Source organism: Mycobacterium sp. 852002-51971_SCH5477799-a (assembly GCF_001667145.1).
Lineage (GTDB): Bacteria > Actinomycetota > Actinomycetes > Mycobacteriales > Mycobacteriaceae > Mycobacterium.
In genome coordinates, this window is record NZ_LZIF01000063.1 from 156,671 (window position 1) to 176,678 (window position 20,008).

The following is a 20,008-nucleotide window of genomic DNA, read 5'->3' on the forward strand; positions in this document are numbered from 1 at the left end:
CCGGCAACGTATTGTTTTGGCGCAACCAGCCGCGTAAGGGCCAGCGCGGCGCGCGTGGCTCAGCACGAAAAGGGGTAGTCGCAACTCGGCGCATCACTTGCAAACAAAGATAAGGACACGCTGATGAGCGGCGCGGATAACGCCCGGACCAAACTGCCGGGGAGCGCCAGCGAAAAGGGTGGGGCGATCGGTCCGAAGGATATGGTGCGACGCGCTACGTCTGAGCGGGCTCCACAGATCGCGGCGCGCGTCGGGTATCTCATCAGTGGGCTGCTGCACCTGCTGATCGCTTACCTCGTCGTCCGCATAGCCTTCGGGGGCCACGCCGATGCTGACCAAACCGGCGCCTTGAAGACTATCGCCGACACCACTGGCGGTTTCGCCGCGCTGTGGGCAGTCGCGGTGGCGCTAATTCCCCTGACGCTGTGGCGGCTTGCCGAGACCGTTGTCGGCCTCCACCCGGCAGAACACCGGCGTGACCCTCAAGACCTTCGAAAGGTGAACCGGCTCAAAGCTTTCGGACTCGCCATTGTCTATGCGGCTGTCGCAATCACCGCCATACAGTTCGCGCTGGGTAGGCGCAGATCTAGCGCCGCGCAAAACGCCGGGCTTAGCGCGCGGTTGATGCAATCCACGCAGGGCAAAGTGGTCCTCGTTGCGGTCGGCCTCGTAATCATCGCAATCGGCAGTTACTTCGCCTTCAAAGGAGCATCGCGGAAGTTCTGCAACGATCTCACCGTTTCGCCTGGGCGGGCGATGACTGCATTGGGCTTTTGTGGGTACGTCGCCGAAGGTGTGGTCTTGGCCGGGGCCGGTCTCTTGGTGATCGTCGCCTCCATCCGAGCCGACCCATCGAAGGCGACAGGCCTCGATGGCGCGGTGAAAACGTTGCGGGAAGCCCCGTTCGGCACGGCGTTGATCCTTCTGGCGGGAAGCGGATTTGCCGCTTACGGCCTGTACAGCTTCGCCCTGAGCCGCTACTCACGGATGTGACTCGGACTCAGCAAGCGCGGTCTTCAATCAAAACGGTAAGTTCCTCATCGAGTATCAAACAGCGACAACCGCTTTCGCCAGATACGGCGCCGTACGACTGTGTTTCACCTGTGCCACCTTTTTCGGCGGCCCCGCCGCAACGACCCGACCGCCGTCGCTGCCGGCTCCCGGTCCCAGGTCGATCACCCAGTCCGCACCCGCGGCCATCCGCATGTCGTGTTCGGCCACCACCACGGTATTGCCGGCGTCCACCAGGCGGTGCAGTTGACGATCAAGCAGATCCACATCGGCGGGGTGAAGTCCGGTGGTTGGCTCGTCGAGGACGTAGAGGGTGTGCCCTCGTCGGGGCCGCTGCAGCTCGGACGCGAGCTTGATCCGCTGCGCCTCGCCACCCGACAGCTCGGTCGCAGGCTGTCCGAGACGGAGATATCCGAGTCCGACCTCTTGCAGCGTGGCCAGGCTCCGCGCTGCGTTGCCGACATCGGCAAAAAACTCCGAGGCCTCATCGACGGTCATCGCCAGCACATCGGCGATCGTACGGTCGCGATAGCGCACCTCGAGCGTCTCGTCGGAGTAACGCGCTCCTCGACATGCCGGGCAGGTCGCGTATGTGCCCGGCAAGAACAACAATTCGACTGAGACGAACCCCTCACCCTGACAGGTGGGGCAGCGACCTTCTGCCACATTGAAGGAAAACCTACCCGCTGTCCAACCGCGGCGACGCGCCTTCGGGGTCGCGGCGAATTCGCGGCGGACGGCGTCGAACAGGCCGGTATAGGTCGCCAGCGTCGAGCGCGGCGTGCGGCCGATCGGGCGCTGGTCGACCGAGACCAAACGGTTGATGTTTTCGCCCCCCTCCGCCGTCACACCGAGACTCGCGTCGTGGTCGAGATCGACGATCCCTCCGTCGGTTTCGTCGTCGTCCGATTCGGCCGGCTCGACTGCCCGTCCCGTGCCGAGATGGCTTTTCACGACATCGCCGAGGACCTTGACGACAAGCGTCGACTTGCCTGAACCGGACACTCCGGTGACCGCGGTGTACACACCAAGTGGCAAATCCACGTCGAGGTCTCTCAAATTGTGAAAGCAGATCCCGCGCAGTCGCAGCCACCCGCACTGAGTGCGGGCCTGGCGAGACGGCGGCTTTGGCCCGCCGAATAGATACCGGCGAGTGACCGACCCCTTGACGTCGGCGAGTCCTGGCACGGGCCCGCTGTAGAGCACGCTTCCGCCAAGCTCCCCCGCCCCAGGTCCGACGTCGACGATCCAGTCGGCACGGCGTACCACGTCCATGTCGTGCTCCACCACGAACAATGAATTGCCCGCGCGCCGAAGGCGGTCGAGCACCTCTAGTAGCGGTTCAGCGTCGGCGGGGTGCAGTCCAGCCGACGGCTCGTCGAGCACATAAAGCACGCCGAACAAGCCGGCGCGCAGCTGAGTCGCCAGACGCAACCGCTGCAGTTCGCCGGGCGACACCGTCGGCGTGCGGCGACTAAGTGTCAGATAGCCGAGGCCAAGATCGATGAGTACCTGCAGGCGTGCGACGAGGTCGGCGGCGATCATCGTCGCCACTTCCGTCAGCTCACCGGATTGCGTTGACTCGTAAGCTGCGGCGACATCGGTCCGAGAAGCCGTCGGGCGCAACGCGTCAGCAAGCTCGGCCAGTGGCATCACCGTGTAGTCGGCGATCGTGCGTCCGGCGAACGTCACCTTCAGCGCCTCCGGCCGCAGCCCGGAACCGCCGCACACTGGGCATTCGACGCTGTCGACGAATTGCAGGACGCGGCGACGCATCATCGCGCTATGGGAGTTGGCCAGTGTGTGGCGCACGTGGCGCTCGGCGCTGGAGAACGTGCCGTTGTAGTAATAGTCGGCTTGCACGGGGTGCTGGCCCGGATCGATTTCGACTGTCGGCTGCTCATCGGTGAACAGAATCCAATTGCGTTGACGCTTAGGCAGTTTTCGCCATGGCTTGTCGATGTCGTACCCCAGCGTGACGAGGATGTCGCGGAGGTTTTGGCCCTGCCATGCTCCCGGCCATGCGGCCACAGCGCCTTCGCGGATGGTCAGCGAGGGGTCGGGTACCAGCGTCTCTTCGGTCACCCGATGGATCCGTCCCAGCCCATGGCATTCGGGGCACGCCCCAACCGCGGTGTTTGGCGAAAACGCATCGGAGTCCAGTCTTTCCGTGGCGCCCCGTGGGTAGGTCCCGGCGCGGGAGAACAGCATCCTCAGCAAGTTCGAGAGGGTGGTGACGGTGCCGACCGTCGATCGCGACGTCGCCGAACCACGGCGCTGCTGCAGCGCCACGGCAGGCGGTAGCCCAGTGATGTCATCTACCTTTGGCGCGCCGGTTGGCAACAGCAGGCGACGGGCGTACGGAGCGACCGATTCGAAGTAGCGGCGCTGGGCCTCGGCATAGATGGTCCCGAACGCCAACGACGATTTGCCGGATCCAGAGATACCGGTGAACACGACCAGCGCGTCGCGCGGCGCTACGACGTCGACACCCCGCAGATTGTGGACCCGCGCCCCGTAAACGCGCACACAAGGGTCGATGTCGTCCGTGTTTCGATCGGCCATTTGCGTCATGTTGTTCAGCCGAGTACCCCTGCCGCAGCGGCTGCAAGCGCGATGCTTGCTTGCAACGTCGTTTCAACGCCTGGCGGGCCGGGAATTCCGCCGTGGCAATGACGCAGACATCGCCAAGCCGCATCCGGCTGAGTCATCACATTGTGGAACTCGATGACGGACGCCGGATCGGGCTTTCAGTCGGCGGCCGCGGAGTGCCGTTGCTCTTCATGCACGGGCTCCTGCTGAGTCGTAAGGCATATCTACGAATGCTCAGCCGCATCGCCGGTATGGGATTCCTGGTCGTCGCCGTCGATGCCGCCGGGCACGGCGACACCGGGCGACTGCCCGGCGATGCCTGCGGCTTCAGCGATCGCGCCGATTCGGTATTGCGCACGCTGGATGCCCTCGGCATCGGGCAAGCGGTGTTTGTCGGCCATTCGATGGGTGGGCGAATGACGATCCAGCTGGCCGCGCGCGCGCCCGAGCGAGTACTCGCCGCCGTGCTGTTCGACCCGGCGGCGGGAGGTCGGTTCGACACGACCATCCCAAAACTGGTGAAGTCGCCCACCAAAGCGTTGGGGGCGGCCTATACCGCCGTCCGTGACACACTGGGCGACCCGACGCAGCTCTCAGCCAGCGAGCAGGTCGGATACTTTCGCGTGCTGGCGGCGGTGGCGGTGCCGAACCTGCGTTATCCCCTCGCGGCCGTCCGGACGATCAGAGCCATTATCGAGTCCGGCGATTACACGCCGATGCTGCATACGATGCGCGACGAGGGCATGCCCACGATGGTTGTGCACGCCGAAAAAGACATGATTGTGCCGTTCCCGCACGCACGCGACATCGCCAACGAAGGGCGGCCAAACACCTACATCAGGCACGATCGCTGATCCGGCAGAACACCCGGATTGAGCCGGACCGCCGCGAGAAGCTGCCTTGACTTGACCGGCTTCCGCCGCTTGCGATGAGCATCCCGGCGGCGTCGGCGGACGTCGAAATGCGAAGAGCCACGGGGGATCCGGTACCGAAACGCTGATCGAAACCGGCGCTGAGCTGCTATTGCCGCCCCGATAGCCTTGCCGGTGCGAGCGGGCTATCATGAAAAGTGCTGTAACGCAGTGCTTTTCGTGTGCGTACGGATGGTGCTGGGCGGTCCGTCGCTGCCAGCCAGCTCAGCCGCAGGGGCGCCGTGAACTGACCGAGGATGTCCGCCGGTATCGGTGTGCTGGTTCCGATGTCACACGGCGGCCGCCTTTGCTGACGATAGTGCGTGCGAAACAGCACATCCCAAACCATGGTGATCTCGCCGTAGTTGTTGTTGCTCTCGGAGAGCACACGCGAGTGATGCCAGCGGTGAACCCCGGGCGTGCAAAACAACCAGTCGAGAGGGCCGCAGCACAGGTTGACGTTGCAATGTGACAGCAGGCCGACGAAGGTGGTGAACGAGAACAGCCACACCACCATGTGCTCGGGAGCGCCGAGCAAGTACAACGGCAGCATGGAGAACACCATCATCACCGCCGAGTCGACGGGATGAATGCGCCCGGTGTTGAGATACCACAAACGCGGCACGCTGTGGTGGACGGCGTGATACGGCCACAGCCAGGTGACATTGTGGAATGAGCGGTGGCCCCAGTACGCGCCGAAGTCGCCGACCAGCACCACCAATGCGATCTGCGCCACCGCAGGCCAGTCCTGCGGCCACAACGAGCCTCCGACGTGGCGAGCGAGCCACTGCGCCACTCCGACGCTGCAAGCCAGCACGAGGCTGTCGGCAAGCGTGCCGGGCAAACTGGTGCCGATCAGCGTGAAGACCACGTCGTGAGTGACTTGACCATCGGAGCGGGCCCATTTTCGCTCGAACGGCAGCACCCGCTCGAGGCCGCCCAACGCCAGCATCAAAGCGAAGTAGACGCCTGCGAGGATAAGGGACCCGTTGACACCGTGGCGCAGCCCCGCCGCCGTGATCGCGCAGCTGGCGGCAACGAGCAACGGCCAAAGAATCCACGATGCGGCGGTCCGCATGCGCGGAGTTTACGGGTTTGCTGGCACTTTCCACGCCGTTTTTCTCAACGAGGTGATGAGGGCGCGGGAGCAGTTCGGCTTTGGCGCGGTGATTACGCAGAGCATAGGGCTCCAAATCGTCATCTGGTGGCCCTGGATCGGGCTGCTTGGCGGTTGCTTGAGGCGGTTGGAACCTGGTCCGCCGACTTGCCGAATTACCCAGCGCACAGTGGCATACTTTGCCCGTGCGCCTCAAAGAACGACCGGGGCCAGCCCGATCCCGAAACTCTTTTGGCTTTCTAGCGAACTACTGGTTTCGCTGGCTTAGTCACTTCAGCAATGACGATCTGTTCTTCCTCGGTTCAGGTTACGAGGAGGATCCGCCGATGGCCCTGCCGTTGCAGGCGTCCGACGAACCCAACCGGTTCTTCATTCAGCTCTATCATCGTGCGGCGACCCAAGTCGATCTCACTGGCAAACGCGTGCTGGAAGTCAGTTGCGGACACGGTGGCGGCGCCTCCTACGTCATGCGCACCCTCGGTCCGGCCTCCTACACAGGGCTGGACTTGAACCCGGCCGGCGTCGACTTCTGCCGCAAACGCCACGTCGTCCCCGGCCTGGATTTCGTGCAAGGCGACGCTGGAGACCTACCATTTCCCGACCAGTCCTTCGACGCAGTCGTGAATATCGAAGCCGGGTTTTGCTACCCATCGTTCGCGCGATTCCTCGCGGAAGTGGCGCGCGTGCTACGCCCAGCGGGACATTTTCTGTACGCCGATATTCGCCGCAGCGACCGCATCGCCCAATGGGAGCAGGAGCTCGATGACTGCCCCATGCGGCCCATTTCGCAAAAGGTCATCAGTGAACAGGTTGCCCTGGGACTTGAGAGAAGTTTGCCGCGCCTGAAGGAGCTGAATGGTTACAGTCCGGCATTCCTCGTCGACACGGTATGGGCGAGGGCCTGCCACAAGGGACTGAAAAATGGAGACTTGTCTTACCGAATGTACGACTTCGGCACCTAGGCAGGCCGCACCCGCGGCAGACCACCGGTCGACTATCGCGCGATTTCGAACCTGAATTCGTGGCCCAGATGCAAATGCGGTCGCCCTCGGTCAGCGTCGCGCTGCCGCGAATCCGCTGCTGCCGACATCGACGCCACTGGCTGACCGGAGATCGGTGATCACAGAAGTGTTTTCGGTGTCCACGATCACCGCGTGGTAGCGACTGAGGGTGTCATCGTCGAGAACGATGTCATTCTCAGCGAGGGCGGCCGATCCTGGTGGCAGTTCCTCGCAGCGGATAACGCCTTGCTTTGACGTCGCGCAGGTATGCAAACCATCAGCCGAAACACTGTCAGCCATCACCCGAAGGCGAAATGTCAAGCATCAACAGCTTGTTCGACGTCCAGTGGCTCTTGGCGAAACATCCGCTGATGAAGCACGCTGCGAATGGCTGCACTTAGACGCAACCGTCGAGACGATCGATGGACGCTGGCGTGCGCTTATAGGACTGTGCGAGCACAACCCAATGTCAGCCGGCTAGCCCATAACCCAGAGGTGGATAGCGCCTACCAGCATGAGCGTGACGGCGCGATCAGGATTACGGCTGCGTCCCGCCATTGGCCCCCGTGTTCGTCAGTAAGTCGAGATCGCCGCAGCGACACCAGCGTGTTTTGGGCGCGAACCATTCGGTTGTGGAAAACTTCAGCGCGATCAGAGCAGGAGAGGCGCGTGACGAACACTCATACCGAACGGCTCCCGCTGCTGACCCGGCGCGACCGCATCATGATCACCATCACCGTGATCGGGTCCTCGGCAGCCGGGGTTCTCAACTTCGCCCACGCAACTGCACTGCTGGCGTTCACGATCTCCGCACTCGCGTTGGGCACACTGGCATCTCTGGTCGGCCGTTCTGTGGAGGCGGTCGGAGACCGGCTCGGGCCCAACGCGACTGGGATACTGCAGACGGCGCTGGGAAACCTGCCCGAGTTGTTCGTCATCCTGTTCGCACTCAAGGCGGGCCTTTACGGCGTGGTGAAGGCCACCATCGTCGGCTCGATTCTCTCCAACGCCCTGCTGGTGCTCGGGCTGGCATTCGTGGCCGGCGGGATCAAGCATGGCCGCCAGCGCTTCGCCGCCGACGACGGACGCACCCTCGGACTGATGTTCACCCTCGCGGTGTTCATCCTGGCCGTCCCATCGCTGACCGCTGCAATACACACCCCGGCGCAACAGCACGAACGGGCGCTGTCGGTCGTCGTCTCCATCGTCATGCTCGCGCTGTTCGCACTCTCGCTGCCCGTCACACTCGGGAACCGGGCCCCCGACTCAGCGCTGCAAGCTGGTCATAAACCCTCCAGAGCGACCTCTCCCATTGTGGCCAGCCCCGATTCGGCCGAAGCCGCCAGTGCCGCAACAGCACACGGCGAGTGGCCGTTGGCGATGGCCATCGGCATGCTGGCCGTCGCCGGTATTGGTGCGGCATTCGTGTCGGAATGGTTCGTCGCCGCCCTAGAGCCAGCGATGCATGCAGCGGGCATCAACGAGGTTTTCGCCGGTCTGGTGATCGTGGCCGTCGCCGGCAACGCGGTGGAGAATTTCGTCGGCATTCAGCTGGCGGCCAAGAACCAGATGGACTACGCGGTGCAGGTGGTCCTCCAGTCGCCCGTCCAGATCGCACTCACCATCGCCCCGATCGTCTGCCTGGCGGCGGTATGGCTTGGCCAGCCCGGTTTCGATCTGGTGTTCTCGCCACTGCTGTTGGCGTCGATGATTATGTCGGCGCTGGTCGCGGTGCTGGTGACCTTCGACGGCGAGTCGACCTGGTTCGAGGGAGCAGTGCTCATCGCGCTCTATGTGGCGATCGCCACGTCGTTCTGGTGGGGATGAGCGGCCCCAACGGTCTGATGGTGTGCCCTCCAATCACCCGAAGGCGAAACGACAACCATCACCCGAAGTAATACATTTGGCCGGTGGGGCGAGCGGGGCTCGAACCCGCGATCAACGGATTTGCGTACGGTCGTTATCGCAAAGTCTCGTTAATTGCTAAAACCGTTGTCCTACACAACGTTGGCTATCTAGAGATAGCTAGCGATAACCGTTGAGAGGTAGCTAAACCGGCCATACCCGCCGAATAAACGCCGACCGCAGCACGTTCGCTACGCGGGTGTCCGGTGCTTGGGCGGCCCGCCCGCGTCGCCGACCCACAGATGTGGCTGTGCTGCGACGACGATTCATCGCCAACCCCGGCTTGTCAATGTAAACTTGACAGCGTGAGGATCACCGACTCGGCGCGCAAGCACTACGCCGAGCACAACCTCACCGACGATGATGTCTGGCACGTCCTGCGCAACTTCATTCGCCGCTGGCCGCAAACCGGCCAGTATGACGGCCGGCTCCTGCTGATCGGCCCCGACACGACCGGGCGGCTACTCGAAATTGTCGTCGTCCCGATCGCCGACCCTGACCGAATAATTCACGTCAACCTGCTACAGCCGAAACTATGGAACCTGCTATGAGCAAACGACAATTCCGCAAAACCAAAGAATTCGACAGCCTAGAACAGGCGGAACGTGAAGCGCGCGAGCAAGTGCAAGCGTCCATCGCCCACCTGCTCGACGTCATACAAAACTCGTCCTGGCCGCGTCTCGATTTCGAGCTGCCGCCTCAATCGGTCGACGCTCTAGTTCGCGCGCAGACCGCTGCCGCCCACAGCACCGCGGCAGAGATTTCCGATCTAGTCGAAAAGGTGGTCGCCACTTTCCGCTCGCGTGAGCACCCCAGCGTCGTCGCTTTCAACTCGCGTGAGCACCCCAGCGAGCCCGACAGCATCGAAGTAGTGGCTAAGGAGGCGCGCCTACGCGCGGAACCCGACGCTGCCGCCGAGGCCGAGGAAACCGAGGCGGCCGAACGCTGGCTCGACCAGCTCGACCCCGCCGACGTCACGCTCGACGACGCCCAATATCTGCGCCGGATCCGCGAGGCCGCCGACGAGCTGGACGGCGCAGAGGCTCGCCTACGCGCAGCTGTCGCCGAAGCACGCGAGCACAACGAAACATGGGGACTGATCGGCATGGTGCTCGGCGTTAGTCGCCAGGCCGCACAGCAGCGATTCAGTGAGTCCGAGGGCCGCCGACTAACAGCCGGGGGAGGTTAAGCCTGGCGGTGACGTCTTGAGCTGTTACACGCTGAGCGAACTCGGCCGCCAACCTGCCGCCGATGACGCCCCCAGTTGTCAGCGGCTAGCCATATGGTGGTTCCGGAATGGATGAAGGAAGTGAGCGCGAACAATGGCGACCCGTTCGCGGCTTTGAAGGGCTTTACGAAGTCTCCGACCAAGGACGCGTGCGGTCACTCGACCGATGGGTAGCCGGTCGCAGCGGGCGGCGGCAGTTCATGACGGGACGCATTAAGAGCCTGCCGAAACTTAAACAGGGCTACCCCGTCGTCCACCTAGTCAAAGATGGTCGGGCCACCACGAAAACCGTTCACACGGTTATGCTTGAGGCCTTCGTTGGCCCCCGCCCGGCTGGACACGTGGGTTGCCACAACGACGGTGATCCGTCGAACAACCGGCTGACAAACCTTCGCTGGGACACCCAATCGAACAACCTTTTGGACGCCATTAGGCACGGGACGCACTCTCGCTTCCTGGTCCATCGCGACCGGTGCCAACCTCGCGAAGTGGTGCTGCTGGAAGGTGAACGCTGGAAGCCTGTTGTGGGTTTTGGACGATTCGAAGTATCCGACCAGGGCCGCGTGCGCTCCCCCGCTGGCCGCGTGCTGAGCGCAAGAGTAAAGCACTACCGGCGGCTATCTCGTCGTAACGTTGAATGTCAACGGGCGCAAGGAGACTCGACGCGTCCATAGGCTGGTGCTGGAGGCGTTTGTCGGACCAGCCCCCTCGGGCACGTTCGGCTGCCACCTCGACGGTGATCCAGCAAATAACCGGCTGAACAATTTGCGTTGGGATACTCAGGCCAACAACCTGCGCGATGTTGTGAGCCATGGTCGTCACCATTCCTCAAATCGAACACACTGCGTACACGGTCACGAATTCACGCCTGAGAACACCAGATTGACCGCCAAAGGGCACCGCAGGTGTATTCGGTGCGACAGGGCTTTGCATGCCAAGCGACGCGCCGTCCATGGTGATCGGATACGAGCCCAAAAGCGGGCATTGTGGCAACGCCGAGTGGAAGCTGCAGGGCGGGTATACAAGCCCAAGGGTCCGGTTAAGCGAGGAACGAGAACGCACTGCGCAAACGGTCACGAGCGCACGCCAGAAAACACCATCTATGAAGGGCGCCAACGGCGGTGTGCAATTTGTCGTACGGAGCAGAACCTTGCACGTTACCGCCAGAAACGAGAAGCGCAGGGGCAGCGCTATTTTCCGGGCGGTGTGAGAACTCATTGCTACAAGGGGGCACCCGCTCACGCCCGAAAATACGATATTCGAGGGCCGCGATCGTGTCCGTCGATGCAAGACTTGCCGCGAGCAATACCGGTTACAGCATCGCCAGCACAAAACCAAGCAGTTTGAGTGCGACTCGACCTGATGGGTTAACTTATGGGCAAGAAAAAGACTCAGCGCGGCGCCCGAGATCGTTCAATTAGCTTCGCGGATCAGACCTTCCAAGTAGGCGAGGGCTTCGGCGCCGTCGTCGGCGATGAAGACCAGATCGATGATGGGCACCGGAAGGAAACGTTCCTCGTCCATTCGCTGAAGCTGAATCGTCAAGCCGTCGTAAAACCCGGCCGTGTTCAGCAGCACGACCGGCTTGTCGTGCAGCTTGTGCTTCCTCCGCTCCAGGACGTCCGTCGCCTCGTCGAGTGTGCCGAGGCCGCCTGCCATCACGACGATCGCGTCCGCGCGCTCGAGCAGCAACGCTTTGCGCTCGGCGAGGTCCTTCGCGAACACCATCTCGTCGGCGTCCTTCCTCGCGAACTCCCGCAGCAACTCGACCGAGATGCCGACGAGATGCCCGCCGGTCTCACGAACGCCGTCGGCGACGACCTTCATCAGACCGGTGTCGGATCCACCCCACACCAAACCGTGTCCGCCGTTGCCGATGAGCTCGGCGAATTCTCGGGCGGGCCGCGTGTAGCGCTCGGCGAGGTCGGCGGCGGACAGGAAGACGCAGATGTTCATCCGGTCATTCGCTGTCAACGACGGTCACGATGCCCGGAGGTGCGTCGATCGCTTCGAGAGTCCGAGAGGCGGCCGTATCGATGTGCACGCGTGGTGCGTTGGGACGCGACTGTTCGAAGTAGGTGCCAGGACCGTAGAGGAAGCCGTACCGGATGACGACACCGTCCACGGCGAGCACCGCTTCTTCGAGTGCTGCGACAGCGGCGGCTTCCGCGCCGGATTGCATGGTCCATGCAACGCTCTGGGCCACGATCTTGATGTAGTCCAAGCCTTTTGATGCCTCGATCAGATTACGGGTGCCTTCGACGCGTATTCGCGCATTGACTTTCGAATCCTCGGGTAAGTCTTTCAGATCGTCGGGAAGATCTGTCAGCTCGTGAAGTATGAGGTCGGGCGCGAACGCCTGAACGGCGGCTGTGAGCGCCTGGCGGTCGAATACATCACATACGATCGGTTGCGCACCGGTGGCGGCCAACCGGCCGGCCTTCTCCGGCGAGCGCGTCATCGCACCGACGGTGTGACCGGCGTCCCGCAGCAACGGCACCAGTCGCTGGCCGATGACCCCGGAGGCGCCGGCGAAAAAGATGCGGCGTGAGGTCGACATCAGCGCTCTTCGAGCAGATACGGCACAAATCCGTGCGGATAGACCTCGCAGATCATCGATGGCGGAATGGGCGCGGGCGCCGCCGACCGTGCTACGGCGACCGCCGCAGCGGTGAATGCCATGGGGCTGACAGTAGTCTCCTCGATTTGCATAGTGGTTCTCCTTTTGTGCGGCCCCACAGCGGTGCCAACGACGCTTTTGTGATGCTGAGTACAGTCTACGATACTCAGGAATCGATTGCCTTCCCGTCACCTTGTTCTAGTCGAGTACCTGCGCATGAAGGGTGAATGAAATGACTACGGTAAGAGCGGCTGCAGTACAGATGAGCCCGGTGCTATACAGCCGTGATGGCACCACTCAGAAGGTTGTCGACAAGATCGCCGAACTCGGGCGCCAGGACGTAGGATTCGCTGTCTTCCCCGAGACGATCGTGCCGTACTATCCCTACTTCTCCTTTGTCCAAAGACCTTTCGAGCTGGCCCCTGAGCAACTGAGGCTGATCGATCAGGCCGTGACCATACCCTCGCCCACAGTCGACGTCATCGCCGATGCGGCCAGGCAAGCGGGAATCGTGGTGTCCATCGGTGTGAATGAACGCGATGGCGGCACGCTCTACAACACGCAACTCCTCTTCGATGCCGATGGCACCCTCATCCAGCGCCGTCGAAAGATACTGCCCACCTTCCACGAACGGATGGTGTGGGGACGGGGGGATGCCTCCGGCCTTGCGGCCGTCGACAGCGCCGTTGGGCGGATCGGCCAGTTGGCGTGCTGGGAGCATTACTACCCGCTGGCACGGTATGCCGTCATCGCTGACGGTGAGCAGATTCACGCAGCGATGTGGCCGGGCTCGTTCGGCGGTCCGCTTTTCGCGGAGCAGACCGAGTTGAGCGTCCGCAATCACGCACTCGAATCGGGCAGTTTCGTTGTCAACTCCACCGGCTGGCTGGATGCCGATCAGCAGGCGCAGATCATGGCCGACACTGGGGCGCCGATCGGCCCGATATCGGGGGGCAGCTTCACCGCGATCGTGTCACCTCTTGGCGAATTGCTAGCCACGCCCTTGCGTTCCGGCGAGGGCGTTGTGATCGCCGATCTCGACTTCTCGTTGATCGACCAGCGTAAGTCGAAGATGGATGCCATCGGCCACTACAGCAGGCCCGAACTGCTCAGTCTGTTGATCGACCGCACACCGGCTGCTAACGTCCACGAGCGAGTCGAGCCCCACAACGCCGATACGAAAACCGAGGCCGACCATGTCCACGTCTGATCCACTTGCGATCCCGTTCGGCGGCGTGCGCCTGCGGTTCGACAGCGCGAAGAGTTACGACGACCTCGTTGCCGCAGTGCTCGCCGACATCGGCGAGGAGCCCGTTCCTATCGACGACATCGCCGTGCGGTTCGACACCTGGGAATCCTATGAGCGGGAGGTGGAATCTCGCACCGGAGCAAGCGGTTTCATGCTATTTGCCACGCTGAACCATGGTGGGTGGATCAAGAAAGCCGGGATTGACAGGAAGGCGTTGCGCGTCGTGTTGGGCAACCCCCTGATTGCGATCACGATGCTGCGACACGATGTCACAGCGGGACTCTTTGCGCCCGTTGAACTTCTGATTACCGAGGAACCCGACGGCCGAAGCGGCCTGACCTATGTGGTGCCGTCGTCGCTGATGGTCGTCGAACCGAATGAGCCGCTTCGCGAAGCCGCCCTTGAACTCGACGCCAAGTTGGCGGCGTTGGCCACCAAGGTCACGGCGACCTCGTAACGCAGCTAACCTCGGCTGCGGTTGACGAAGATTGTGCAGCGGCCGCCGAACAGAGAGCATTTATCCAGTCACACGGTCGCCGCGCCCCGGCGTGTACCCCGGCGGCGGCGGTGCCCAGTTTGCTAGCGGCACACGCTCTGCGCCCCACGCCGCGACGACGCCGCGAAAAACGGGCTCTCGATTGCACGGGGATGCCTCTACGAGGCGCTGACCAGGGGAATACGGTGGGGCGGGCGGGGCTCGAACCCGCGACCAACGGATTATGAGTCCGCGGCTCTAACCAACTGAGCTACCGCCCCGACGGAGTACTTCCGTACGAAACCGTAGCGGAAGACTGAAACCAGTGTCCGTCGGGCGGCGTAGCCGTGTCGACGAGTATTGATGCGCTCGGCGGAGCGACCCATTTCCAAAGCCGCCCGCCGACAACACCCCGATGCCCGCGCGGCTATGAGGGAGCCGGCCCTCCCTGCCCGGCTTGAGCCTTGATCTTGGGAATCAGCTCAGGCGCGTAGACGTAGATCGCCGACTCGACCTCCCACTCCGCCTGCGCCTGACTCATCGGGGTGGTGCTGGTGATCATGTTGATCAGCTCCTGGCCCTCGCCGAACGGATTGGGGTTTGCTCGTACCTGATCGGCGAACCAACGACCCTCGGCGGCCTCATGGCAATCGCTGTAGTCGGCGTTGTGCACCATCTTGTTCTGCGCCAACAGTTTGATGTACTGATCGTCGGCCGGACTCAAATTACAAGCCGCCGAAGCCTGCGGCGCTGACATGACAGCACCGCCGAACATCGCGGCCCCCACCGCAAGACCGGCGGCACCCACCGTCAGCACCTGCACGCGTGATCGTGTCGTCATCACTTCTGCGGACCCCCATATCGTGGAATTTGCTACTAGCGCTCGTGATAATGATCGAGTACCACCAGCGATGAGCGCGGCAAACGAGCATTCTTACGAACAACGCGTGAACGGCAGTTAACTAAAATTACTGTGCAACAAACAATCCGGGCCTGATTCGGTAACAGGGCCGCCCAACAGCAGCAGTGCGACACGGCTTGCTGATGCCGTCGATCAAGGGCGCATCACGGCAGTTTTGAGTTAGCTGATGCCAGACAAGCGAAAGCGGCCGGAGGGCAAAGCCCTCACGACCGCTTACGTACGGGAGTACGAACCCCGTTGCGCCACAGAGGCGCTAGCTGCCTAAGACTCGGTCGGCCAGTTTGCTTTTGCGGCTTGGTCTTTGATCTTGGGGATTATTTCGGGCGCGTAGACATAGATGGCCGACTCGACCTCCCACTCCGCCTGCGCCTGACTCATAGGGGTGGTGCTGGTGATCATGTTGATCAGCTCCTGGCCCTCGCCGAACGGATTGGGGTTGGCTCGTACCTGATCGGCGAACCAGCGACCCTCGGCGGCCTCATGGCAATCGCTGTAGTCGGCGTTGTGGACCATCTTGTTCTGCGCGAGCAGTTTGATGTACTGATCGTCGGCCGGACTCAAATTGCAGGTGGCCGACGCTAACGGAGCCGACAGCACGGCGCCGCCGAGCATCGAGGCGCCCAGCGCGACGCCGGCAGCCCACACCGATGACACTCGAAGACGAGAACGTGTACGGCTGTCTGTCATATCCGAACCTCCCTCTGCGCGAGAACGCAGTCGCTTCCAACGCAACGCCAAGCTGAAAAAGAAAGCCCTCCGGACCGCCGGCCAATGACGCACGATCCGTGGCCATCCTGCTCGGGCCACGCTGCCATCTGGTTACCGTCACTTTTCGGTGTCGTTTCAGTGTCGGCGACCGGGCTAAAAGTAGCGAATGGCCCCCGCACACAGCGGAAACGGACACTTGCGCGTCAGTGTATGGATGGTTAACATTTCGTGCCCTCGGCCCGGCAGGGCCGACCGGCGGGCCTGGCCGCCAAGCCGCGCAGGAAGCGCCACAGACGGGTGCTGCTCGGGATCACGGCGCCGACAGCTAAGAGCCTCAGGGCTCGGCTCCGCCGAACTCGCGTCCGAAAACGTCAGCTGAACACCGTCTGGCCGTCGGCGTCGAGCAAGTACCGCTCTGTGCCGTTCTCGACGCGCGGCGCGTCAGCACCCAACGACACCGCTACTTTGTTGCTGGCATTCCGCATGATGTCGAAGGTGAGCTCCACGGCCTCGGCCTCGGAGAACCGGGAGCGCACCTCGGCGACATCGTCGGCGACGAGGTGCGCAGGGGTCCAAATTAACGCATCGGCATAGCGCAGCGCTGCTTTAGCGCGGTCGTCGAGCAAACTCGACGACTCGAAGCGCTCGATCTCCTCGTACAGCGTTTCCGACCCGCCGGCATCGAGCGCGCCGCCCTCGCGAAGAGAGTTGCACAAGCGGCAATTGTGCTGTGCCGCCCCGCGCAGCCGAACCAGCTCGGAGGTCACAGGATCGAGCGCACGCATTCGCGCCACCGCGATTAAAAAGTCGTTAAACACCAGATCCGCCGGTTCGGTGGTGTGATCCCAGGTAACCGGTTCGGCAACCCAGCCCAGATACGGCGCGCCGACCCCGATCGCCTCCAGCCCGGCCCGCACCCGGGGAATGAAATCGGCGATGTAGATCTGCACAACGACGCCAAAGGTGCGGTCCCCTAGCTGCTTTAACAACCGCGACCGCTGCTCGGCGGTGACCGACGAAACGTCGGCGCTGAATTGTTCGGCGAACTCGGCGACGGCGGCCTCGGCTTCCGATTCCGGTTGACCCACCTCGACGCTCGCGGGCAGCGGGGGTAGCGACATCGTCTGCGCGCATATCCGGCGAACCAGCGCCGCGATGCGACCGTCGCCCGGGCACAACGACACCAACCGCGTGAGCTGGTCTTCCCGAACAGAAACCGGAGCCGCCATTCGTCACACGCTAGAACGCGCGTTGCCCGGCGGCAATGGATTACTGGGCCTGGCTCACCGAAGACATGTGGAAGTCCGGTATCCGCAGCGAGGGCATGGCGGCGCGGGTGGCCCAGTCACCCCATTCGCGTGGCAGGGTCTTTTCGCTGACCCCGGCCTCCGTGGCACGTCGCAGCAGCTCAAGCGGACTTTCGTTGAACCGGAAGTTGTTGACCGCCGCGGTCACCGTGCCATCCTCGACGAGGTAGACACCGTCTCGGGTGAGCCCGGTTAACAACAGGGTGGTCGGGTCGACGACGCGCATGTACCACAGCGTGGTCAGCAGCAGGCCGCGCTCGGTGGATGCGATCATGTCGTCTTGGCTGGCCGTTCCCCCGGTCATCACCAGGTTGTCGGCGGCCACCGCAACGTCGGCGTCATACTTGGCGGCCGTAGCCCTCGGATAGGCCAGCGCGTTGATCACCCCGTCGCGGATCCAGTCCACCTGGTTGATCTCCGCACCGTTGTCGAACACCGACACCGTCTCCGAGGAACTGCTGACCGCGACGAACGGCGTGCAGGCCAGGCCGGGCGCCATCGGATCGGAGAACAGCGTCAGCGGTAACTCGGTGAGCCGCTCCCCCACCCGGGTTCCGCCGCCGGGCGCCGAGAACGCGGTCCGGCCCTCCTGGGCGCCGCGGCCGGCCATCGACCACGCCATGTAGATCATCATGTCGGCCACCGTCGACGGCGGCATGATCGTCTCGTAGCGTCCCGCCGGCAGCGCGACACTGCGCTGCGCCCAGCCCAACCGCGTCGAGAGCTGCTCGAGCAGCGAATCGGTTGGCACATCGACGAAGTCGGGTGTGCCGACGCCCGCCCAAGCGCTGGCGTCGCCGCGTTTGGCGTTGATCTCGACCGCGCCGGTGGGCTGGGTGAAACGTCTTCGCAATCCGGTCGAGGATGCCAGGAACGTCGTCGAAACATTGTGGTGGGCAAAGCCATACAGCCGGTCCTCGCCGCGGAACCCACGGCTCAGCGAGTCGGCGACGTCGGAGAAAACCAGGGGCCCGGTGCCCGGCACCGGCGCGTCCCAATCGAGGGGCACCCCGGTATCGGCGAGCAGCGGCGCGGCATCGCCCGCCTCTGGCGCAGCACCGGCCGCCTGCTGCGACGCCGCAACCAGCCCGGGCAGCACCCGCGGATCGGCCTCGGCGGACACCACCGTGCCGATGCGCGCACTGGACCCGCGACGCACCACCGAGATCACCGTCACGCTGCGACTCACCGAAACCCCGTTGGTGGTCATCGAATTGCCCGCCCAGCGCAATGTGGCCTCGACCTTGTCGGTGACCAGCACCATGGTCTCGTCGGCGCGGCCGAGCTTGGCCGCCTCATCGAGCACGATGTTGACGACATGCTGCGCAGTGATCATCGGCGCCACTCTCCCCCGCAAGCGGGAGGTGCCCCCACAGCATCGCTCCGTCCCCCGCGAGCGGGCGGTACCCCCACTGCATCGTCGCCGGCGCGGATCATCGGCCGCCCTCGGTGCGGGTATTGAGCACGTTGACGCCGCGGAACAATGCCGACGGGCAACCGTGGCTGACCGCCGCGATCTGGCCTGGCTGAGCCTTGCCGCAGTTGAGCGCGCCACCCAGGCGCCAGGTCGAACGGCCCCCCACGGCCTCCATCGAATTCCAGAACTCGGTCGTGGTGGCCTGATAGGCGACGTCACGCAATTGACCGTCCAGCCGTCCGTCACGGATCTGGAAGAAGCGCTGGCCGGTGAACTGGAAGTTGTAGCGCTGCATGTCGATTGACCACGACTTGTCGCCGACGATGTAGATCCCGTCCTCGACCCAGCCGATCAAGTCGTCGGTGCTGATGTCGTCCGGCGCCGGCTGCAGCGACACGTTAGCCATGCGCTGGATCGGCACATGATGCGGCGAGTCCGCATACGAGCATCCGTTGGAGCGTGGCTGCCCCAGCCGGTGGGCGAACACCCGGTCGAGCTGGTAGCCGGTGAAGATTCCGTCGCGCACCAGATCCCAGCTTTGCGCGGCCACCCCTTCATCGTCGTAACCTATAGTGGCCAAACCGAATTGGACGGTGCGGTCGGCGGTCACATTCATCACCGGCGACCCGTACCGCATGGTGCCGAGCTTGTCCGGCGTGGCGAACGACGTTCCGGCGTAGGCGGCCTCGTAGCCGATCGCACGGTCGTATTCGGTTGCGTGCCCGATTGATTCATGAATCGTCAGCCACAGGTTGGTCGGGTCGATCACTAAATCTTTGCGCCCTGGAATAACAGTGGGGGCCTTGACTTTTTCGGCCAGCAATGACGGCAGCTGCGCCAGCTCGTCGGTCCAGTTCCATACCTCGTCGCCGGCTACGGCCTCCCAGCCCCGCCCCATCGGCGGCACCAGTGTCCTCATCGAATCGAAGCTGCCGGCCGCGGGGTCAACGGTCACCGCCTCCAGCGAGGGCAGCACCCGAACCCGCTGCTGAGTGATCGAAGACCCGAAGGTGTCGGCGTAGAACGTGTGCTCCTTGACTGCGGTCAGCACCGCCGACACGTGATTGACGGCGTCGGCACTCAGCAGTCGACCGGAGTAGTCCTCGAGCACGGCGATCTTGTCGGTGGTCGAGATGTCGAACGGGTCGATCCGATAGTCCGACACCCAGGCCACATCCGCGTAGACCGGCTCGGGCGCCAGCTCGACGCGCTCGCTGCTCAGCGTCGCCAGCGTGGTGGCGACGTGCACCGCGCGCCGGGCCGTCTCCGCGGCCACCGACGGCACCAGCTCCGCGTGCGAGGCGAATCCCCAGGTGCCGTCGACGATCACTCGCACCGCCAGGCCCACCTCACGGTTGATCACCGCGGTCTCCAGCTCGCCATCGCGCAGCTGGATGATCTCGGTAATGATGCGATGAACCCGCAGGTCGGCGTGCGTCGCCCCGGCCGCTTTGGCCGCGGAGAGCGCGGCTTCGGCAAGGTCGTGGCGCGGCAGGTCCAGGAAGTCGGCATCGATCCCCCGGTTCGGTGTCACGCTTCCACCGT

Annotated in this window: 20 protein-coding genes, 1 tRNA gene and 2 pseudogenes; 10 read left to right on the forward strand and 13 right to left on the reverse strand. The window is 63.5% G+C overall.

Going from position 1 to position 20,008, the window contains the following annotated elements; genetic code table 11:
* Positions 1–201 precede the first annotated feature (201 nt).
* Positions 202–993, forward strand: coding sequence for a DUF1206 domain-containing protein (locus A5753_RS07535; RefSeq protein WP_067125348.1), 792 nt, complete (start codon positions 202–204; stop codon positions 991–993).
* Positions 994–1,047: 54 nt separating this feature from the next.
* Here the strand turns inward: A5753_RS07535 and A5753_RS07540 are convergent, their stop codons facing one another.
* Positions 1,048–3,585 carry an excinuclease ABC subunit UvrA gene (locus A5753_RS07540; protein ID WP_067125205.1) on the reverse strand — a complete coding sequence of 846 codons (2,538 nt, stop codon included), beginning with the start codon at positions 3,583–3,585 and terminating at the stop codon, positions 1,048–1,050.
* A 98-nt stretch (positions 3,586–3,683) separates the two neighbouring features.
* Between A5753_RS07540 and A5753_RS07545 the strand changes: the two are divergent.
* Positions 3,684–4,439: pseudogene (locus A5753_RS07545) on the forward strand (alpha/beta fold hydrolase); the annotation flags it as partial.
* Positions 4,440–4,623: 184 nt separating this feature from the next.
* On the opposite strand, the gene A5753_RS07550 reads toward A5753_RS07545, so the two are convergent.
* Positions 4,624–5,466 carry a sterol desaturase family protein gene (locus tag A5753_RS07550; protein ID WP_197694616.1) on the reverse strand — a complete coding sequence of 281 codons (843 nt, stop codon included), beginning with the start codon at positions 5,464–5,466 and terminating at the stop codon, positions 4,624–4,626.
* Between the two features lie 350 nt (positions 5,467–5,816).
* Between A5753_RS07550 and A5753_RS07555 the strand changes: the two genes are divergently transcribed.
* Entirely contained in the window at positions 5,817–6,593 is a 777-nt protein-coding gene (locus A5753_RS07555) for a phthiotriol/phenolphthiotriol dimycocerosates methyltransferase (RefSeq protein WP_231990026.1), read from the forward strand.
* Positions 6,594–6,683: 90 nt separating this feature from the next.
* On the opposite strand, the gene A5753_RS07560 is transcribed toward A5753_RS07555, so the two are convergent.
* Positions 6,684–6,932: an FHA domain-containing protein gene (locus tag A5753_RS07560; protein WP_067125213.1), complete on the reverse strand. Its 249-nt coding sequence runs from the start codon at positions 6,930–6,932 to the stop codon at positions 6,684–6,686.
* A gap of 369 nt (positions 6,933–7,301) precedes the next feature.
* Here A5753_RS07560 and cax point away from each other — a divergent pair, with 369 nt between their 5' ends.
* From cax to A5753_RS25165, 5 genes are all read left to right on the forward strand, one after another.
* Positions 7,302–8,459: a calcium/proton exchanger gene (gene cax, locus A5753_RS07565; protein WP_082971207.1), complete on the forward strand. Its 1,158-nt coding sequence runs from the start codon at positions 7,302–7,304 to the stop codon at positions 8,457–8,459.
* Positions 8,460–8,842: 383 nt separating this feature from the next.
* The gene (locus A5753_RS07570) at positions 8,843–9,088 is read left to right on the forward strand and encodes a DUF4258 domain-containing protein (protein ID WP_067125216.1); all 246 of its coding nucleotides are present in this window, start codon (positions 8,843–8,845) and stop codon (positions 9,086–9,088) included.
* Positions 9,085–9,726: a hypothetical protein gene (locus A5753_RS24535; RefSeq protein ID WP_197694617.1), complete on the forward strand. Its 642-nt coding sequence runs from the start codon at positions 9,085–9,087 to the stop codon at positions 9,724–9,726. Before A5753_RS07570 ends, A5753_RS24535 begins: the two co-directional genes overlap by 4 nt.
* A gap of 107 nt (positions 9,727–9,833) precedes the next feature.
* On the forward strand, positions 9,834–10,439 hold the full coding sequence (locus A5753_RS25160; RefSeq protein WP_082971208.1) for an NUMOD4 domain-containing protein: 606 nt from the start codon (positions 9,834–9,836) through the stop codon (positions 10,437–10,439).
* Positions 10,399–11,112, forward strand: a complete 714-nt coding sequence (locus A5753_RS25165; protein ID WP_082971209.1) for an HNH endonuclease signature motif containing protein — start codon at positions 10,399–10,401, stop codon at positions 11,110–11,112. Before A5753_RS25160 ends, A5753_RS25165 begins: the two co-directional genes overlap by 41 nt.
* Positions 11,113–11,178: 66 nt before the next feature.
* On the opposite strand, the gene A5753_RS07580 is transcribed toward A5753_RS25165, so the two are convergent.
* From A5753_RS07580 to A5753_RS25040, 3 genes are read right to left on the reverse strand one after another with little or no spacing between them, the layout of a single operon-like run.
* Positions 11,179–11,721 (reverse strand): TIGR00730 family Rossman fold protein, encoded by a 543-nt coding sequence (locus tag A5753_RS07580; RefSeq protein WP_067125219.1) that lies wholly within the window; start codon positions 11,719–11,721, stop codon positions 11,179–11,181.
* Positions 11,722–11,725: 4 nt separating this feature from the next.
* A complete protein-coding gene (locus A5753_RS07585; RefSeq protein ID WP_067125222.1) occupies positions 11,726–12,325 on the reverse strand; it encodes an NAD(P)-dependent oxidoreductase in 600 nt (199 codons plus the stop codon).
* Positions 12,325–12,447: a hypothetical protein gene (locus tag A5753_RS25040; RefSeq protein ID WP_255361353.1), complete on the reverse strand. Its 123-nt coding sequence runs from the start codon at positions 12,445–12,447 to the stop codon at positions 12,325–12,327. The genes A5753_RS07585 and A5753_RS25040 overlap by 1 nt, the downstream gene beginning before the upstream one ends.
* A gap of 170 nt (positions 12,448–12,617) precedes the next feature.
* Between A5753_RS25040 and A5753_RS07590 the strand changes: the two genes are divergently transcribed.
* Together A5753_RS07590 and A5753_RS07595 are read left to right on the forward strand one after the other, a co-directional pair.
* Positions 12,618–13,595: a nitrilase-related carbon-nitrogen hydrolase gene (locus A5753_RS07590; RefSeq protein WP_067125224.1), complete on the forward strand. Its 978-nt coding sequence runs from the start codon at positions 12,618–12,620 to the stop codon at positions 13,593–13,595.
* A complete protein-coding gene (locus tag A5753_RS07595) occupies positions 13,582–14,091 on the forward strand; it encodes a DUF302 domain-containing protein (protein ID WP_067125227.1) in 510 nt (169 codons plus the stop codon). Before A5753_RS07590 ends, A5753_RS07595 begins: the two co-directional genes overlap by 14 nt.
* A 225-nt stretch (positions 14,092–14,316) precedes the next feature.
* Here the strand turns inward: A5753_RS07595 and A5753_RS07600 are convergent.
* The 7 genes and pseudogenes from A5753_RS07600 to A5753_RS07625 form a co-directional block, all read right to left on the reverse strand.
* Positions 14,317–14,390: transfer RNA gene (locus A5753_RS07600), tRNA-Ile, on the reverse strand.
* A gap of 146 nt (positions 14,391–14,536) precedes the next feature.
* Positions 14,537–14,950 (reverse strand): hypothetical protein, encoded by a 414-nt coding sequence (locus tag A5753_RS07605; RefSeq protein WP_067125231.1) that lies wholly within the window; start codon positions 14,948–14,950, stop codon positions 14,537–14,539.
* A 342-nt stretch (positions 14,951–15,292) separates the two neighbouring features.
* Positions 15,293–15,718, reverse strand: a complete 426-nt coding sequence (locus A5753_RS07610; RefSeq protein WP_067125233.1) for a hypothetical protein — start codon at positions 15,716–15,718, stop codon at positions 15,293–15,295.
* Between the two features lie 392 nt (positions 15,719–16,110).
* A complete protein-coding gene (locus tag A5753_RS07615; protein ID WP_067125236.1) occupies positions 16,111–16,968 on the reverse strand; it encodes a carboxymuconolactone decarboxylase family protein in 858 nt (285 codons plus the stop codon).
* 40 nt (positions 16,969–17,008) lie between these two features.
* Positions 17,009–18,382, reverse strand: coding sequence for a metallopeptidase TldD-related protein (locus A5753_RS07620; protein ID WP_067125353.1), 1,374 nt, complete (start codon positions 18,380–18,382; stop codon positions 17,009–17,011).
* Positions 18,369–18,483, reverse strand: a pseudogene (locus tag A5753_RS25170) (hypothetical protein); the annotation flags it as partial. The gene A5753_RS07620 and the pseudogene A5753_RS25170, both read right to left, overlap by 14 nt.
* Entirely contained in the window at positions 18,480–19,997 is a 1,518-nt protein-coding gene (locus A5753_RS07625) for a TldD/PmbA family protein (RefSeq protein ID WP_067125239.1), read from the reverse strand. The pseudogene A5753_RS25170 and the gene A5753_RS07625, both read right to left, overlap by 4 nt.
* Positions 19,998–20,008: the final 11 nt, after the last annotated feature.

Bases quoted from the DNA above. Each gene is read 5' to 3' on its own strand.
- A5753_RS07590 (WP_067125224.1), top strand. From the start codon at position 12,618: ATGACTACGGTAAGAGCGGCTGCAGTACAGATGAGCCCGGTGCTATAC.
- A5753_RS24535 (WP_197694617.1), top strand. From the start codon at position 9,085: ATGAGCAAACGACAATTCCGCAAAACCAAAGAATTCGACAGCCTAGAA.
- A5753_RS07535 (WP_067125348.1), top strand. From the start codon at position 202: ATGGTGCGACGCGCTACGTCTGAGCGGGCTCCACAGATCGCGGCGCGC.
- A5753_RS07595 (WP_067125227.1), top strand. From the start codon at position 13,582: ATGTCCACGTCTGATCCACTTGCGATCCCGTTCGGCGGCGTGCGCCTG.
- A5753_RS07615 (WP_067125236.1), bottom strand. From the start codon at position 16,968: ATGGCGGCTCCGGTTTCTGTTCGGGAAGACCAGCTCACGCGGTTGGTG.
- A5753_RS07580 (WP_067125219.1), bottom strand. From the start codon at position 11,721: ATGAACATCTGCGTCTTCCTGTCCGCCGCCGACCTCGCCGAGCGCTAC.
- A5753_RS07540 (WP_067125205.1), bottom strand. From the start codon at position 3,585: ATGACGCAAATGGCCGATCGAAACACGGACGACATCGACCCTTGTGTG.
- A5753_RS07605 (WP_067125231.1), bottom strand. From the start codon at position 14,950: ATGACGACACGATCACGCGTGCAGGTGCTGACGGTGGGTGCCGCCGGT.
- A5753_RS25160 (WP_082971208.1), top strand. From the start codon at position 9,834: ATGGATGAAGGAAGTGAGCGCGAACAATGGCGACCCGTTCGCGGCTTT.
- A5753_RS07550 (WP_197694616.1), bottom strand. From the start codon at position 5,466: ATGCTGGCGTTGGGCGGCCTCGAGCGGGTGCTGCCGTTCGAGCGAAAA.
- A5753_RS07620 (WP_067125353.1), bottom strand. From the start codon at position 18,382: ATGATCACTGCGCAGCATGTCGTCAACATCGTGCTCGATGAGGCGGCC.
- A5753_RS07560 (WP_067125213.1), bottom strand. From the start codon at position 6,932: ATGGCTGACAGTGTTTCGGCTGATGGTTTGCATACCTGCGCGACGTCA.
- A5753_RS07610 (WP_067125233.1), bottom strand. From the start codon at position 15,718: ATGACAGACAGCCGTACACGTTCTCGTCTTCGAGTGTCATCGGTGTGG.
- A5753_RS25040 (WP_255361353.1), bottom strand. From the start codon at position 12,447: ATGGCATTCACCGCTGCGGCGGTCGCCGTAGCACGGTCGGCGGCGCCC.
- A5753_RS07585 (WP_067125222.1), bottom strand. From the start codon at position 12,325: ATGTCGACCTCACGCCGCATCTTTTTCGCCGGCGCCTCCGGGGTCATC.